The organism is Pseudomonas sp. R1-15 (genome assembly GCF_051132085.1).
Classification (GTDB): Bacteria; Pseudomonadota; Gammaproteobacteria; order Pseudomonadales; family Pseudomonadaceae; genus Aquipseudomonas.
The window spans coordinates 2,477,612-2,492,933 of the sequence record NZ_CP071660.1 but is presented as its reverse complement, the minus strand read 5'-3'; the positions used below and the strand labels follow the sequence as shown (position 1 = coordinate 2,492,933).

Genomic DNA, 15,322 nt, shown 5'->3' with positions numbered 1-15,322 from the left:
GAAACTCCTGGGAAACGGCAACAAGCCGGAGGTCGAGCGCGGGGACGAATGCCCGCGCCCAGGCTGCGTCAGCGATAGGTCACGCCGGTCAGTTGCTCGGAGATGGCCCAGAGCCGTTCGGCATCCGCCTGCGCGTTCGCGGCAGGCGGCGTCTTGGCGAAACCCAACGGACCGCGCCTTTCATCGTCCCCAGTCGGGCCGTAATAAGCACCGCCCACGGCTCGCACAGCGGTAGCGGCATACAACGTGGGCAACGCGCCTTGCGCCGCCGAGTGGTACGCGTCGCGATCCTTTGCCCAGCGCTGGCCGAACTCGCTTTCGAGGCCGGGCCCGCGCGCGACCAACTCGGTGACCGCTACCCCGGGGTGCGCCGCCATGCTGCGAATACCCCAGTTTTCGGCATCACTGCGCCGCTGCAAGGCAAACGCCCAGTGCAGCACCGCCAGTTTCGATTGCGCGTAGGCCGCGTACGGGTCGTATTTGCGCTCGAACTGCAGGTCATCAAAATTCATCGTGCCGCGCGTCGCCGCAATACTTGAAACGCTCACAACTCGGGCGTCCTGGCTCTGGCGCAAGAGCGGCACCAGCAGGCCGGTCAGCGCGAAGTGCCCCAGGTAATTGGTCGCCAGTTGCAGTTCGAAACCGTCGGCAGACATACCGCGCTCTGGCGGCGCCATGATGGCGGCATTGTTGATCAACACGTCGAGGCGCGGCAGCTTGCTCTGGAGACGCTGGGCCAGCGCGCTTACCGATGAGAGATTGGCCAGGTCCACGGCCTCGAATTGCACCTTGGCATCGGGCACGGACTCGCGGATACGGGCGATGGCCTCCGCGCCGCGCTCCGGGTTGCGGGCGGCGATAATGACGTCGGCACCGGCACGCGCCAATGCCAGCGCATCTTCATAACCCATGCCGCTGGTGCCACCGGTGATCAGGACAATCCGGCCTTTCTGCGACGGTATGTCGCTGGTGGACCAGTCGGGTTTGGGTGCAACGCGAGCCGATGCTTCGACGCTGATGGCGCTGAACAGCGCTACGCCCGCAGCGAGCGTCCGGGCCAGCGTGATGATCCGGCCCAGGTTGGGCGAAAGTCCGATTGCGGGGATTGTTGTTCTATTCCACATGACTGGCTTCTCTGGTGGGGGTGATGAAGGGGTATGGCCAGTGTTCACTGGATGGAGCACGCATCGGCCAGCTGCAGGAAGCTGACGTGCCGGAGTTCACCCTGGGTATCGACATAGGTCATCTTGGCTCGCACCACCTCGCACACCGACGGGCTCGGCGCCTCGATGCGAATGGCCTGGGCCACGTCCAGCGGCATGCCGTATTCGTAAGCCGGGGGATTGGTTTGCTCTTTCGCATAGAGCGGCGCACCGCCTAATGCGATGACGGCCAACAGACTGGCGATCGACAGGTTCTGAATGTTCATAGTGGTCTCCACAAATGCCCTTACCGGGATAGTGGTTGCACTTTATGAGGGGGACACTGACGTCAAGGTGACCGGCGACTGACAGGAACATGTCAAACGCCGGCGCCGGGAAAAACGCGGTGGCTCAGCCAACGGGATATTGATGTGCGGCCTCTTCGCGAGCAGGCTCGCTCCCACAAGAAATCGGCGTTTACCCGGAATTCTTCGGCTGCTGGAGATCCACTGTGGGAGCGAGCCTGCTCGCGAAAGCGCCGTCTTGGCCGACGGCGATATTGACGCTTCGCGAGCCAGCGCCTATCGCGCTGCCTGGCTCGTCAGGGAAAAGCCGAAGGTGTTGAGTCCGTCCTTGCTGTGGGCGAACACCCGCCCACCGTGCATCGACGCCACCGCCCGCACGATGGAGAGCCCCAGGCCATGGTGCGCGTCACTTCGGGCCCTGGCGACGTCAGCTCGATAGAAGCGTTCGAACAGATGCTCCAGGTGCACGCTTTCGATCGGTTCGCCGGCGTTGGAAACGCTCACCCTGGCCTGCATGCCATGGTTTTCCAGACTCACCGTGATGGTGCTTGTCGGCACCGCGTAGCGCGCCGCGTTTTGCAGCAGATTGGCCAGGGAACGGTGGAACAGACGCCGATCGATGCACACGCGCATGTCGCCCTGGATCACCACGCTCAACTGTTTGTCGTGCAGGACCGGCTCCAGGTATTCCACGGTCTTCGACGCTTCCTCGTAAAGCGAGACATCGCTCAGCTCGGTTGCCCGCTGGCCGCTTTCGGCGCCCGCCAGGAACAGCATGTCGTTGACGATGGTGCCCATCCGTTCCAGTTCTTCGAGATTGGACTGCAACAGGTCCTGAAGCTCATTCACGTCCCGCCCGTGGGCCAATGCGACCTGGGTCTGCCCGATCAGGTTGGTCAGCGGCGTTCGCAGCTCATGGGCCACATTGGCGTTGAACCCTTCGAGCTGGCACCAGGCGGCTTCCTGGCGCGCCAGGGCGCCGTTGAACGACACCGCCAGCTCCTGCAATTCGCCGGGCAGCGCCTGCGTGTCGAGTCGCTGCTTCGAATCCCCCGGCGGCAGGCTGTTGGCCTGCCGGCTCAGGCGCCGGACCGGGCCCAGGCCAAAACGCGCGATCCAATAGCCGAGCAGCGCCACCAGCACGACCCCCAGCGCAGAAGTCAGGATCAATATCCTCGTGAAATCATCCAGGGTCTTCATGAACGGCGTCGAATCCAATCCCACGATAAAACGCAATTCCGGACGGCTGCCCATGGCCGCAATGGTCTCGACCATCAGCACCATCGGGCGGTCTCGGTCGGGCAGATCGAGGGTGGCGAAACCATCCGGGCGCTTCGACCAGTCCAGGCCGTCCGGCATCGGCCCGCCATAACTGTAGGCCGGGTCGTCGACCACCACCCAATAACGCACGCGCTCATCCGCGGGCGTCAGGCCATCGAGCTTTTGTCGCAAGCCGACCCAGAACGCCGGCGAATCGTATTTGGCGAGCACCGGATCGAGCACCGAATGGCGCAGGATCAGCTCGTTCTGCATCTGCTCGTCGAGCGACTGCTTCAACGAACAGCGCAACAGCGTCGCACTGACCGCGGTGATCAGCGTGACTGCAAGCGCGAACATCAACGCCAGTCGCTTGGCTATGGATCCCTTCATCACGCTGTACCCGCTTGCCTGTCACTGAGTTCACGGCTCTCCAGCACATAACCCATGCCGCGCACGGTATGCAGCAACTTGCGCGGATACGGCGCATCCACCTTGGCCCGCACCCGCTTGATCGCGACCTCGACCACATTGGCGTCGCTATCGAAATTCATGTCCCAGACCTGCTCGGCAATCATCAACTTGGAGAGAATCTCACCCTGGTGTCGCGCCAGCAGGCTCAACAGGCAGAACTCCTTGGCGGTCAGGTCCAGGCGCAGCCCGGCCCGGGTTACCTTGCGCGCCTGCAGATCGACCTCCAGGTCGTCGATGCGCAAATGCGTCGGGTCGGCGGCGTCATCGGCACGCCGTCGGATCAATGCCTGGACCCGCGCAACAAGCTCGGCGAAGGAAAACGGTTTGCCCAGGTAGTCGTCAGCACCCTCGCGCAGCCCTCGGACCCGATCATCCACCGTGCCCCTGGCCGACAACATGATCACCGGCGTCTTCTTGTGCAGGCGCAAGCCCTGCAACACGCCGTAGCCGTCCTTGCCCGGCAGCATCACATCCAGGATCACCACGTCGTAATCCATTTCCAACGCGTAATGCAGGCCATCGATACCATTGGTCGCGACATCGACAATGTAGCCGAGCTCGCTCAAGCCACGATGGACATAGGAAGACGTTTTTTCTTCGTCCTCGACGATGAGCAACCGCATCGGATATTTCCTCCAGCAAAGGGGTGCGCTGTACAGGCGCTCATGCATCTTTCAAGCGGCCCGGGCAGACCGGTACAGCGTCCAGCAGAGTATCGGGCCGAAGGTGTCCGCAGCCTGACCGCTTCCTGACATTCCTGTCAGAATTGGCGCGGCCGTGCCGGCAGTCCGACTTATGGCCGCCCCTCGAAGTTGACCATCCAGGCGACCCCGAAACGGTCTTCGAACATCGCAAAGCGCTCCGCCCAGAAAGTCTTGCCCAAGGGCATCTGCACGCTGCCGCCGGCACTCAGGCCATTGAACAGCCGCTCGGCCTCCTCCGCGCTGTCGACATTGAGAGACACCGACACGCCTTGCGGCTTGCTGAACGGTTGGCCGGGCGCGCAGTCGGAAGCCATCAGGCTGAAGCCGCCCACGGTCAGGCAGGTGTGCATGATCAGATTGGGGTCCTTGGGCATGCCGACGTCCTCGGGCGCCTCGGCAAAGGACATGGAAAAAAGCTCGCCGCCCAGCACGTCCTGGTACAACGCGAAGGCTTCCTTGCAGCGGCCGTTGAAGGTCAGGTAGGGAATGATTTTCATGCTCTGCTCTCCTGTCTGCGGTTTCACGATTGATCGGATATCTGCGCTCGCAAACGTTCTTCCTGCTCGCGCAACTCGGTGGTAAAAGACTCGCCGAAATCCTCAGCCTCGAAGATCTGGCGAATTTCAATCTCACTGTCGCTGACCATGGGGTTGGGGCAGCGCTTGACCCAGTCGACAGCTTCCTGCAACGACTGGACCTGGAAGATCCAGAAGCCGGCGATCAATTCCCCTGTTTGGGCAAACGGGCCCTGGACGACGGTCCGGTTGTTTCCGGAAAACTGTACGCGAACACCCTTGGCACTGGGATGCAGGCCTTCACCGGCGAGCATCACCCCGGCCTTGACCAGCTCTTCATTGTAGGCGCCCATGGCGGTCAGCAGCTGCGCGCTGGGCATTTCTCCGGCTTCGGATTCGGGACTGGCTTTGACGATCACCATAAATCGCATGCTCATAGCTCCTCAGAGTAGATGGATCAAGCCGTCCGTGTGGCGGCTCTGCAGGTTAATCGAATGGCGATGACGCAAATCGACAACCCGAGGCGATTTTTTTGAACCATCGCGTGTAGGGCGTCCAGTTACTCACGATTCGTGAAGAAAGCTTTCACGGGCCGTACCTTCGTACCACAGCGCGCTCGCCCTAGAATGGGAGCAACAACCAAAAGGAGTTTCGAGCGATGTTTGCCTCATTTGAATCGGGTCGATGCCACGTCAACGGTATCACCGTCAACTACCGCAAAGGCGGCAGTGGCCAAGGTTTGCTACTGCTTCACGGGCACCCTCAGACTCACGTGATGTGGCACAAGATCGCCGAGCCGCTGGCGCAACATTTCACCGTGGTGGCGGCGGATCTTCGGGGCTACGGCGACAGCGAAAAACCGCCGGGCGACGCGCAGCACCTGGCCTACTCCAAACGGCAGATGGCGCTGGACGGGGTGGAGCTGATGCGCGAACTGGGATTCATAAAGTTTGACGTGTTGGCTCACGACAGGGGCGCACGAGTGGCCTGTCGGATGGCGATGGATCACCCGGACGCAGTAAAACGCTTGATCGTTCTGGATATTGCTCCGACGCTGGCGATGTACGAGCAGACCAATGAAGCTTTCGCCCGCGCCTATTGGCACTGGTTCTTTCTGATTCGCCCAGCCCCTTTTCCCGAGACGCTCATTGAAGCGGATCCGCAGTTGTATCTGCGCAGCGTCATGGGGGCTCGCAGCGCGGGCATGGCGCCCTTCACCGAAGCGGCATTGGCCGAGTATCTGCGTTGCCTGAGACTACCGGGGGCAGCCCATGGTCTGTGTGAAGACTACCGGGCCAGTGCCAGTATCGATCTGGAGCACGACAAGAGCGACCTGCAAGCCGGCAGGAAACTCTCACTGCCGTTACTCGCCCTATGGGGAGCTGACGGCGTTGTGGGCCGCTGCTTCGATCCGCTTGGCGAATGGCAAAAGGTTGCCGGCGACGTCCGGGGAAAAGCCCTGCCGTCGGGGCATTACATTGCAGAGGAAGCGCCAGGGCTTCTGATTGACGAGGTGCTCGGGTTCCTGCTCCCACCGGTCCCCGGCGCCAGGTGATTTCACGCGGCGAAACTTCCTCGGCATCAATTACGAACATTTCCAGAGGCTGAAAATTCACGCTCCAGCGTCTATGGTAGATACTTGCAACGGCGGCCATCGTCCAATAACAAGATCGCTGTGAAGGCCCTTCGCGGGCCTCACGCCTGATGGAGCAATTCATGACCCTGCATGACACGCAGACGATCCCCGGCGAACTCGCGGCGTTCGTCAACGACCACTTTTCCGGGCGCGGCCTCAGGCCGGACGGGGTCATTGCGCAATCCTGGTACCGCAGCGTCGTGGAGCACCGGCTCGATCCTGGCGCGCCGAGCCGCAAGAATATCCTGAGCGCCGACGCCATACGGCGTCATCAGGAACAGCACCAGCAATATCTTTCCATCGCCAGCCAGGGCGTCAGCGGCCTGGCCCAGCGCGTGGTGCCAGCCGGTTTTGCCGTACTGCTGAGCGACGAGCATGGCATCACCCTGGATTCCCGGCTCCCCAGCCAGCACGACATCTACACCCGATCGGGGCTGGTAGTGGGCGCGCAGTGGGACGAGTCGGTGGTGGGCACCAACGGTATCGGTACCACCCTGGCGGCGGCGCAGCCGTTGATCATTCATCGTGAGGAGCACTTCCTGGCATCGAATTTCAGCCTGAGCTGCTCGGTGGCGCCGATCTTCGATGCCCAAGGCTTGTTACGCGGCTGCCTGAATGCGACCTGCATGAACAACGAGGGCCCTCGGGAAAGCCAGTACCTCACGCTGCAACTGGTGATCATGTATGCGCGGCTGATCGAGAACGCAGACTTTCGCCAGCGCTATCGCGACCGCTTGACCCTGTCCCTCAAACCCATCGATGAAATTGCCGATCTGGCCAACGAGCAACTGCTCGCGCTCGATGAAAGTGGTCGCGTCATCGGCGCGAACCGTGCCGCGTTTGTCGCGCTGGAGCTGGCAGATCAGCCGGCACTGCTCGGCACGCTCATCGACAGCCTGCTCCCGACTACGGTGGACGAACTGCTCCGGCTCACCAATGGCGGCGCCCAGGGTGTGCGCTTGCGCCGTCGTCAGGATGAAGCATTGTTGGAAGTCGGCCTGCGTATCCCTTCCGAACGGCACCGCCCGCTGCCCGTCGCCCGCCCGGCCCCTGAGGCTCACCCGGATCTGCAGCAACTCGCCGGTCTCGACGCCCGGCTGCAACAGAACGTGCGACGCGTGCGCAAGGTGATCGACAAGGGCATCCCGATCCTGATTACCGGCGAGACCGGCACCGGCAAGGAGGCCTTTGCCCGTGCCATCCACCAGGCCAGCCAACGTCGCGCCGGGCCTTTCGTGGCATTGAACTGCGCGGCGATTCCGGAAACGTTGATCGAGAGCGAGCTGTTCGGCTATCGCGCCGGCAGTTTCACCGGCGCCAACCGCAAAGGCATGAAAGGCAAACTGGAGCTGGCGAACGGCGGAACCCTGTTCCTTGATGAGATCGGCGACATGCCCGCCCATTTGCAGACCCGTTTGCTGCGGGTGCTGGCGGAGCGTGAAATCTCGCCTCTGGGGGCCGAGGTGCCGGTGACCCTGGATGTCCAGGTGATTTCGGCTACACACCAGGACCTGCAGGCGATGATCGGCGACAAGCGCTTTCGCGAAGACCTGTTCTATCGCCTCGCCGGCATGAACCTGGCGCTGCCGGCCTTGCGCGAACGCAGTGACCGGGCCGAGTTGATCGACAAATTGCTCGCCGCCCAACCTGGCGCCCGCGGGTTACGGCTGAACGCCGATGCGCGCCAATGCCTGATCGACTACCCGTGGCCCGGCAACATCCGCCAGTTGCTCAATAGCCTGCGCTACGCGGTGGCCCTGGCGGAAGACGGCGTGATCGACCTGGATTGCCTGCCCGGCGAATTACTCTCACCGCAAGCGCTGCGATTGCCTGGCAGCACCCAACCGTCGACCAGCAACCTGGGTGAACAACTCGGGAGCGAAGAGGCCCGTCAACTGCTGGGCACCTTGCGTCGGCTGCGCTGGAACATCAGCGCCGCCGCCACCGAACTCGGCGTTTCGCGCTCGACGCTGTACCGCAAGATGAAAAAGCACGGCGTCGTCGCGCCCAACGATCAGCCGTAATGCCACTCGAAGGCTTTCGACTGCCCCGTGGCGAGGGAGCTTGCTCCCGCTCGGCTGCGAAGCAGTCGTAAACCAGCGGCTGCGGTGCATCTGATGCTCCGCGTTTCGCCAGGTTTGGGGTCGCTTCGCAACCCAGCGGGAGCAAGCTCCCTCGCCACGGGATCCCGGTTTCCCTTTGACCGCATCAGGCGGGAGCCGGCATTTTTCCAAGCACAGGTGATGATCAGATTTGGATGTAAACCACATGAGTATGGGTGTACTCATACAAACCGTGCTTGCCATCCGCGCCGCCGCCACCGAGCTCGGCGTTTCGCGCTCGACGCTGTACCGCAAGATGAAAAAGCACGGCGTCGTCGCGCCTAACGATCAGCCCTGACGCTACTCGAAGGCTTTCGACAGCCCCGTGGTGAGGGAGCTTGCTCCCGCTCGGCTGCGAAGCAGTCGTAAACCAGCGGCTGCGGTGCATCTGATGCTCCGCGTTTCGCCAGGTTTGGGGTCGCTTCGCAACCCAGCGGGAGCAAGCTCCCTCGCCACGGGATCGCCGTTTTCCCTCGGACAGCATCAGGCGGGGAGCCGGTATTTTTTCAAGCACAGGTGATGATCAGATTTGGATGTAAACCACATGAGTATGGGTGTACTCATACAAACCGTGCTTGCCATCCGCGCCGCCGCAACCGAACTCGGCGTTTCGCGCTCGACGCTGTACCGCAAGATGAAAAAGCACGGCGTCGTCGCGCCTAACGATCAGCCCTGACGCTACTGGAAGGCTTTCGACAGCCCCGTGGCGAGGGAGCTTGCTCCCGCTCGGCTGCGAAGCAGTCGTAAACCAGCGGCTGCGGTGCATCTGATGCTCCGCGTTTCGCCAGGTTTGGGGTCGCTTCGCAACCCAGCGGGAGCAAGCTCCCTCGCCACGGGATCCCGGTTTCCCTTTGACCGCATCAGGCGGGAGCCGGCATTTTTCCAAGCACAGGTGATGATCAGATTTGGATGTAAACCACATGAGTATGGGTGTACTCATACAAACCGTGCTTGCCATCCGCGCCGCCGATACCGGATTTGCGCGCCCCCGCATGAAAACCCTGCATCGCTTCGAAATTCTCCCGGTTGATGTAGGTTTCGCCGAAATCCAGTTCATGGCTGGCGCGCATGGCCGAACTCAGGCTGCGGGTATAGATCGATGAGGTCAGGCCGTATTCACTGTCGTTGGCCAGGGCAATGGCTTCGTCCAGGTCATCGACAATCTGGATCGGCAACACCGGGCCGAAAATCTCCTGGCGCATGATCGCCATGTCGCTGCCACACCCGGCCAGCACCGTCGGCTGGTAATGAAAGCCCTGGCCCTTGTCGGCCACCGCGCCGCCGGTGACCACTTCGGCCCCCTGCCCCGTGGCGGTCCGGACCATTTGTGCGACCTTGTCCAGCGCCGCCTGGTTGATCAGCGGCCCCATGTCCAGATTGTCTTCGGCCAGCGGGTCGCCGTAGCGGGTCGCGGCCATCGACGCGGCGATCTGCTCGATGAATTGATCCGCAACCTTGCGTTCGACGTACACCCGCTCGGCGCAATTGCAGACTTGCCCGCTGTTGATCACCCGCGACGCGGTGACCGCCTTGACCGCCAGCGCCAGGTCGGCGTCCGCCAGCACGATCGCCGGGGCCTTGCCGCCCAGTTCCAGGTTGAGCTTGGTGATGTTCGGCGCCGCTGCGGCCATGATTCGCGAGCCGGTGCCGACGCTGCCGGTGAAGCTGATCAGGTCGATGCCGGCATGGCTGGTCAGGTCATGTCCCACGGTTGCGCCGGTGCCGCTGACCACGTTGAACACGCCTGCCGGCAAGTCGGTCTCGGCGACCAGGCGGGCGAACTCGAAGCAGTTGATCGGGGTTTCTTCGCTGGGCTTGATCACGATGGTATTGCCGGTCACCAGCGCAGGCGCCATCTTGCGTGCGATCAGGAAGAACGGGAAGTTCCACGGCAGGATGCCGGCGACCACACCCAGGGGTTTGCGCAACAGGAAGATGCTTTCGCCGGCGCGATCGCTAGTCAGCACCTCGCCTTCAAGGCGCCGCGCCCATTCCGCCATGTAATCCAGATAGTCGGCGGTGAAGTTGACCTCCACCCGCGCCAGCCCCAGCACCTTGCCCTGTTCGGCGGTGATGATATGGGCGAGGCGCTCGGCGTTGTCGCGCACTTTGCTGGCGATCTTGCGCAGGTAACCAGCGCGTTCGATGGCCGGGCGGGCCGCCCAGCCTTTCTGCGCCTTGCGCGCCGCGGCAACGGCCGCTTCAACCTGTTCGCCGCTGGCTTGCGGCACCCGCGCCAGCAAGCGTCCGTTGGCCGGGTTGTGCACCTCGATGCTCGGTTCGCTGGGGACAAAGGCGTTGGCGATGAAGTTCTGGTAATCGATGATCTCGGTCATGGGTCTGCTCTCGCGGTCAGTGTCGAAAGCGATGCAGAGGCGCACCGGCCCCTGCGTCGCGGGCGTTCATTTGGCGCTGAAGGTTTTCCAGACGCCGCCTTCCTGCTGCAGGTCGTGGGCGCGCTTGATCAGATATTGATGAATCTGCTCGACCTGTTCCGGCGTGAAGGCATCGGCAAAGGACGGCATGCCGTCAGGTACTCGGCCGCCATAAAGAATGCCGAGGAACATCTGGTGTTTTTCGCTGGTCAGCTTGCGCAGGTCCGGCAGCACGCCACCGCTGACGGCATGGATGCCGTGGCACTGCGAGCAGTAGCCGTCATAGAGCTTGCCGCCGGCGTCCACCGCCGCCATGTCAGCGGTCAGCGGCGGCGGTTTCGGCGTGTCGGCAAGCGGCGCCGGCTCGTTGAGTTTCGCGGTGCCGCCCAGTTTGTAAGTCAGCACCTGGGAGAACGGCCGCACCCCGGCGCGCAGGGACAAAGCCCCGGCAAACGTCGAGAAGGCTCCGCCCCAGCCGGCCATGAAGGTGACGTATTGCTCACCGTCCACGCTGTAGGTAATCGGCGCGGCCATGACGCCACTGGCCGCCGGCTGCTCCCAGAGCTTCTTGCCGGTGTCGGCGGCGTAGGCGATCACCCGGCCATCGGCGCTGCCCTCGAATACCAGGTTGCCGGCGGTGCTCAAGGTGCCGCCGTTGAAGATCGTCACATAAGGCACTTCCCAGGCCGGTTGCTGCTTGACCGGATCCCAGGCAATCAGTTTGCCCGACCAGCCCTTGGCCATTTCCAGCAGCCCGTCGGCATCCTCCGGCATCATCCCGGTGCGCAGGCCCAACTGGTACATGCTCTTGAACGGGTTGCGCTTCGGCGCCTCGGGGATGTGCTCGTAGTAGGCCGACATGATGTGCGCCGGGATATACACCAGGCCCGTGTTCGGGTTGTAGGACATCGGCTGCCAGTCGTGGGCGCCCCAGAACGCCGGTGTGACCAGTTTGCGCTTGCCATCCTTCCAGTACGCAGCGTTCTCGTCGTCGACGATCGGCCGGCCGGTCTTCATGTCCATGCCCTTGGTCCAGCTTTGCGGCACGATCCCCTTGGCCGACAGCAGCTCACCCGTGGCGCGGTCGATCACGTAGAAAAAACCGTTCTTCGGCGCCTGCATCAGGACCTTGCGCGGCTTTCCATTGATCGGCAGTTCCGCCAGGATCATGTGCTGGGTGGCGGTGTAGTCCCAGGCGTCTCCTGGCGTGGTCTGGTAGTGCCAGGCGTACTCGCCGGTGTCGGCATTGACCGCGACGATGGATGACAGGAACAGGTTGTCACCCTTGGCCTGGCTACGCCATTTCGGGTCCCACAGCGAGCCATTGCCCACCCCGATGTACAGCAGGTTCAAGTCCGGGTCGAAAGCGAAAGAGTCCCAGGCCGTACCGCCCCCGCCCTGGGCCACATAGGCATCGCCGTGCCAGGTCTTGGCGGCGATCGCCATGGCCTTGTCTTCCGGCGGCAGCTTGGGGTCACCCGGTACCGTGAAGAAACGCCAGGCCTGCTTGCCGGTTTCAGCGTCGTAGGCGGTGACGTAACCGCGTACGCCGAACTCGGCGCCGCCGTTGCCGACCACCACTTTGCCGTTGACCACCCGCGGGGCCCCGGTGATGGTGTAGCTGCGCGAGTGGTCGGCGCGGGTGTCCACCGACCAGGCGCGCTGGCCGGTCTTGGCATCGATCGCCTCCAGGCGGCCGTCAAGCACGCCCACGTAGACCTTGCCCTTCCATACCGCGACACCCCGGTTGACCGCATCGCAACAGGCCTCGCCGGCGCGGTTGCGGTCAGACTTGGGGTCGTACTTCCAGATCAGCTTGCCGTCGCGCGCATCCAGGGCGTAGACCACGGAGAACGGACCGGTGGTGTACATCACGCCATCGACCACGATCGGCGTGGCCTCGACACCGCGGTCCAGATCGAGCTTGTAGCTCCACGCGAGGCCCAGCTGGCCAACGTTCTGGTCGCTGATTTTGTTCAGGGGGCTGTAGCGCTGCTCGTCGTAGGTCCGGCCGGTGCTCATCCAGTTACCCGGCTCCCGGTCGGCGGCAATGATGCGCTTGCCATCGACATTCGCCGCAATGTCTTGCGCCCAGCCTGGGGCGGCATTGAGGGTAAGCGCCAGCACGATAAATAACGTCTTGAGGGGAACGCGCGGGCACGCGTTCGCAGAAGCAGTAGGCACGGCGAGGCCAATCTGTGTCATGGGAGACTCCTGGTTCTTATTAGTAGCGAAGCCATTGCGCTGCGCACCAGAAGAAGAGCAACCCCCATGCCACCGTTATAAATATCGCTGCAGGCCCCGTAATACGGGGCCCTCATCCCTGGCCGCCGATTGCGTCCGCGCGCGACAGCTGTCGCATTGGCCGCGACAGTTGTGCCGGACCTGACACAGCGAAAGTCGACACTCGACGCGGTGGAATATGACTGGCTCGAGGCGCAGACCTGCCCAGAAACTGGTCGAAGGGCGCGGACCTGCTATCTTGAAATACACACCTGTGTAGTTGCGATTTCATATGTATTCAGGTTGTGCTGGGAGTAATGAAATTGAAAGCAATGGATCTGCGCTCTATCGATGAATCGGCCACATCATCCTTATGCGGCGAGTGCGATGTGATCGTCGTCAATTACAACGCCGGTGAGCTTTTGTTGGCGTGTGTAGCGTCGGCGTTTGCCGCCGGCGCTTCCAGAGTGATCGTGGTGGATAACAATTCCCACGATGACAGCCTGGCGAGGCTGGAGCGTACCCACGCCGGCGATGACAAGCTTGAAATCGTGCGCAATGCCGCCAACCTCGGCTTCGCGGTGGCGTGCAACCAGGGTGCCCGCCTGTCGGAAGCCACCAATTTGTTTTTCTTGAACCCGGACGCCGTGCTGGAAGCCAATGCCATGGACCGTTTGCTCCTGGCACTGCGCAGCTCGCCTGAGATCGGCATGGTCGGAGGGTTCCTGTGCAACCCGGACGGCAGCGAGCAAGCCGGTGGGCGCCGGGTGTTCCCCACGCCCCGGCGCGCCTTCATGCGGGCTTTCGGACTGTCACGGCTCTCGATGTTTTTCCCATCGGTTCTGTCTGATTTCCTATTGCACAAGGAGCCGCTACCCAGCACGCCCACTGTGGTTGAAGCCATTTCCGGAGCCTGCATGCTGGTCAAGCGCGAAGCCATCGAGAGCGTCGGGTTGTGGGACGAAGAGTACTTCCTGCACTGCGAGGACCTGGATTGGTGCATGCGCTTCCACCAAGCTGGCTGGAGCGTTCTGTTCGTGCCTGATGCTCAGGTGATGCATGTGTTTGGAGGCTGCAGTCGGCATCGCCCGTATTTCGTCGAATGGCACAAACATTTGGGATTCCTGCGCTTCTATCGCAAATTTTTCCGCCGCAAATACCCCGCCATCCTATGGATCAGCGTGGTGATCGGAGTCTGGTTTCGATTCAGCCTGATGGTCCTTCGCCACGCGACGAGCCGATTTAAAAATGCAAGCAACCTATGACAACAGACTTCAATTTGCGGGTAGGCATACTGGGCGGTTCCAGTTTCCTGGGCCGACGCGTCCTGCCATTGCTGATACGAAACGGCCACCTGACAAGCGCCTTCACCCGAAACCTGTCCAAGGTTTCGTCCTGCCCGAGAGTGACCTGGCGAGAGGCTGACGACTGGCAAGGACTGACGCTGGACACCCTGCTGTCCTTCGCTCCCATCTGGGTGTTGTCCGACTATCTGGAGCGCCTTGCCAGCACCCAGGTCAAACGCGTTGTCGTCCTGTCTTCCACCAGCCGTTTTGCCAAGCATGCATCGCCCGACCCTCGGGAAAGAGACGTGGCGCAACGCTTGATACGTGCAGAAGAACAACTTGAGCAGTGGGCGACCGAACGGCAGATCGAATGGGTGATCCTGCGACCGACCCTGATCTATGGCTTTGGTGGCGACAAGAATATTTCGGAAATCGCTCGTTTCATCCAGCGCTTTGGATTTTTCCCACTGATCGGTGGCGGCACCGGGTTGCGCCAGCCAGTGCATGGTGATGATGTTATCCAGGCTTGCCTGTCGGCCATGAACATACCTGACTTGCCCAGTGGTGGCTACAACCTGTCGGGGGGAGAAATCGTGCCGTATCACACCATGGTGCGACGCATCTTCCAGGCCATGGGACGCCCGGTTCGAACAGTGCCCCTCCCAGCCAAGGCATTGGGTTGGGGCGTTTCGATCATGCGATGCCTGCCACGCTACCGGCACCTTTCCAGCGCGCTGGTGGCCCGGATGAACCAGGACCTGGTGTTCGACCACTCGCAGGCCAGTCAACAGTTTGGCTTTGCCCCCAAGGCGTTTCAGCTGCTGGATGAAGATTTGCCTGGACGCTGAAACGGCCTTGGCGATAGGTAGGATGTTTTGTGCCTGCCTGCCGAAAATCCAATGTGGGAGCGAGCCTGCTCGCGATGGCGGAGTGTCAATCAACGAAGATATTGGATGGCCGGCCATTTCGCGAGCAGGCTCGCTCCCACAGGGGATCTGCTGCGTAGATGCATTTTGCGGCTGCTGAAAATCCAATGTGGGAGCGAGCTTGCTCGCGAAGGCGGCGTATCAGTCGATGAAGATGTTGAATGAGCTGGCCTCATCGCGAGCAAGCTCGCTCCCACAGGGGATCTGCTGCGTAGATGCATTTTGCGGCTGCTGAAAATCCAATGTGGGAGCGAGCTTGCTCGCGAAGGCGGCGTATCAGTCGATGAAGATGGTGAATGAGCTGGCCTAATCGCGAGCAAGCTCGCTCCCACAGAGGGACTGCTGCGTAGATGGATTTTGCGGCTGCCGAAAATCCA

General features: G+C 62.1%; 12 protein-coding genes and 2 pseudogenes. 6 read left to right on the top strand and 8 right to left on the bottom strand.

Translation table 11 applies throughout. The features are described from left to right. Positions 1-68 precede the first annotated feature (68 nt). The 6 genes from J3P97_RS11485 to J3P97_RS11460 form a co-directional block, all read right to left on the bottom strand. Positions 69-1,124: an SDR family oxidoreductase gene (locus tag J3P97_RS11485; protein WP_434674186.1), complete on the bottom strand. Its 1,056-nt coding sequence runs from the start codon at positions 1,122-1,124 to the stop codon at positions 69-71. Between the two features lie 44 nt (positions 1,125-1,168). Beyond that, the gene (locus J3P97_RS11480) at positions 1,169-1,429 is read right to left on the bottom strand and encodes a DUF2790 domain-containing protein (RefSeq protein ID WP_434568770.1); all 261 of its coding nucleotides are present in this window, start codon (positions 1,427-1,429) and stop codon (positions 1,169-1,171) included. A gap of 294 nt (positions 1,430-1,723) precedes the next feature. Then, on the bottom strand, positions 1,724-3,097 hold the full coding sequence (locus J3P97_RS11475; protein ID WP_434568771.1) for a heavy metal sensor histidine kinase: 1,374 nt from the start codon (positions 3,095-3,097) through the stop codon (positions 1,724-1,726). Continuing rightward, entirely contained in the window at positions 3,097-3,801 is a 705-nt protein-coding gene (locus J3P97_RS11470; protein ID WP_434568772.1) for a heavy metal response regulator transcription factor, read from the bottom strand. The genes J3P97_RS11475 and J3P97_RS11470 overlap by 1 nt, the downstream gene beginning before the upstream one ends. A gap of 170 nt (positions 3,802-3,971) precedes the next feature. Next, positions 3,972-4,379 carry a VOC family protein gene (locus J3P97_RS11465; RefSeq protein WP_434568773.1) on the bottom strand — a complete coding sequence of 136 codons (408 nt, stop codon included), beginning with the start codon at positions 4,377-4,379 and terminating at the stop codon, positions 3,972-3,974. 23 nt (positions 4,380-4,402) lie between these two features. Beyond that, positions 4,403-4,828: a YciI family protein gene (locus J3P97_RS11460; protein WP_434604468.1), complete on the bottom strand. Its 426-nt coding sequence runs from the start codon at positions 4,826-4,828 to the stop codon at positions 4,403-4,405. A 227-nt stretch (positions 4,829-5,055) separates the two neighbouring features. On the opposite strand from J3P97_RS11460, the gene J3P97_RS11455 reads away from it, so the two are divergent. From J3P97_RS11455 to J3P97_RS11440, 4 genes and pseudogenes are all read left to right on the top strand, one after another. Beyond that, positions 5,056-5,952 (top strand): alpha/beta fold hydrolase, encoded by an 897-nt coding sequence (locus tag J3P97_RS11455; RefSeq protein WP_434568775.1) that lies wholly within the window; start codon positions 5,056-5,058, stop codon positions 5,950-5,952. Between the two features lie 161 nt (positions 5,953-6,113). Further along, on the top strand, positions 6,114-8,057 hold the full coding sequence (locus J3P97_RS11450) for a sigma-54-dependent Fis family transcriptional regulator (protein ID WP_434604463.1): 1,944 nt from the start codon (positions 6,114-6,116) through the stop codon (positions 8,055-8,057). A gap of 313 nt (positions 8,058-8,370) precedes the next feature. After that, positions 8,371-8,433 (top strand): annotated as a pseudogene (locus J3P97_RS11445) (hypothetical protein); the annotation flags it as partial. Positions 8,434-8,748: 315 nt separating this feature from the next. Beyond that, positions 8,749-8,811: pseudogene (locus J3P97_RS11440) on the top strand (hypothetical protein); the annotation flags it as partial. 223 nt (positions 8,812-9,034) lie between these two features. On the opposite strand, the gene aldA reads toward J3P97_RS11440, so the two are convergent. Beyond that, positions 9,035-10,471 carry an aldehyde dehydrogenase gene (gene aldA / locus J3P97_RS11435; protein ID WP_434674185.1) on the bottom strand — a complete coding sequence of 479 codons (1,437 nt, stop codon included), beginning with the start codon at positions 10,469-10,471 and terminating at the stop codon, positions 9,035-9,037. Between the two features lie 66 nt (positions 10,472-10,537). Next, positions 10,538-12,715 (bottom strand): PQQ-dependent dehydrogenase, methanol/ethanol family, encoded by a 2,178-nt coding sequence (locus J3P97_RS11430; protein WP_434674184.1) that lies wholly within the window; start codon positions 12,713-12,715, stop codon positions 10,538-10,540. A 350-nt stretch (positions 12,716-13,065) separates the two neighbouring features. On the opposite strand from J3P97_RS11430, the gene J3P97_RS11425 reads away from it, so the two are divergent. Both J3P97_RS11425 and J3P97_RS11420 read left to right on the top strand, forming a co-directional pair. After that, positions 13,066-13,998, top strand: coding sequence for a glycosyltransferase family 2 protein (locus J3P97_RS11425; protein ID WP_434674183.1), 933 nt, complete (start codon positions 13,066-13,068; stop codon positions 13,996-13,998). Then, entirely contained in the window at positions 13,995-14,867 is an 873-nt protein-coding gene (locus tag J3P97_RS11420) for an NAD-dependent epimerase/dehydratase family protein (protein ID WP_434674182.1), read from the top strand. The genes J3P97_RS11425 and J3P97_RS11420 overlap by 4 nt, the downstream gene beginning before the upstream one ends. Positions 14,868-15,322 lie beyond the last annotated feature (455 nt).

What these genes read in the sequence shown, in the direction of transcription:
- J3P97_RS11485 (WP_434674186.1), bottom strand. Translation starts at nt 1,124, where the DNA reads ATGTGGAATAGAACAACAATCCCCGCAATCGGACTTTCGCCCAACCTG.
- J3P97_RS11480 (WP_434568770.1), bottom strand. Translation starts at nt 1,429, where the DNA reads ATGAACATTCAGAACCTGTCGATCGCCAGTCTGTTGGCCGTCATCGCA.
- J3P97_RS11475 (WP_434568771.1), bottom strand. Translation starts at nt 3,097, where the DNA reads ATGAAGGGATCCATAGCCAAGCGACTGGCGTTGATGTTCGCGCTTGCA.
- J3P97_RS11470 (WP_434568772.1), bottom strand. Translation starts at nt 3,801, where the DNA reads ATGCGGTTGCTCATCGTCGAGGACGAAGAAAAAACGTCTTCCTATGTC.
- J3P97_RS11465 (WP_434568773.1), bottom strand. Translation starts at nt 4,379, where the DNA reads ATGAAAATCATTCCCTACCTGACCTTCAACGGCCGCTGCAAGGAAGCC.
- J3P97_RS11460 (WP_434604468.1), bottom strand. Translation starts at nt 4,828, where the DNA reads ATGCGATTTATGGTGATCGTCAAAGCCAGTCCCGAATCCGAAGCCGGA.
- J3P97_RS11455 (WP_434568775.1), top strand. Translation starts at nt 5,056, where the DNA reads ATGTTTGCCTCATTTGAATCGGGTCGATGCCACGTCAACGGTATCACC.
- J3P97_RS11450 (WP_434604463.1), top strand. Translation starts at nt 6,114, where the DNA reads ATGACCCTGCATGACACGCAGACGATCCCCGGCGAACTCGCGGCGTTC.
- aldA (WP_434674185.1), bottom strand. Translation starts at nt 10,471, where the DNA reads ATGACCGAGATCATCGATTACCAGAACTTCATCGCCAACGCCTTTGTC.
- J3P97_RS11430 (WP_434674184.1), bottom strand. Translation starts at nt 12,715, where the DNA reads ATGACACAGATTGGCCTCGCCGTGCCTACTGCTTCTGCGAACGCGTGC.
- J3P97_RS11425 (WP_434674183.1), top strand. Translation starts at nt 13,066, where the DNA reads ATGGATCTGCGCTCTATCGATGAATCGGCCACATCATCCTTATGCGGC.
- J3P97_RS11420 (WP_434674182.1), top strand. Translation starts at nt 13,995, where the DNA reads ATGACAACAGACTTCAATTTGCGGGTAGGCATACTGGGCGGTTCCAGT.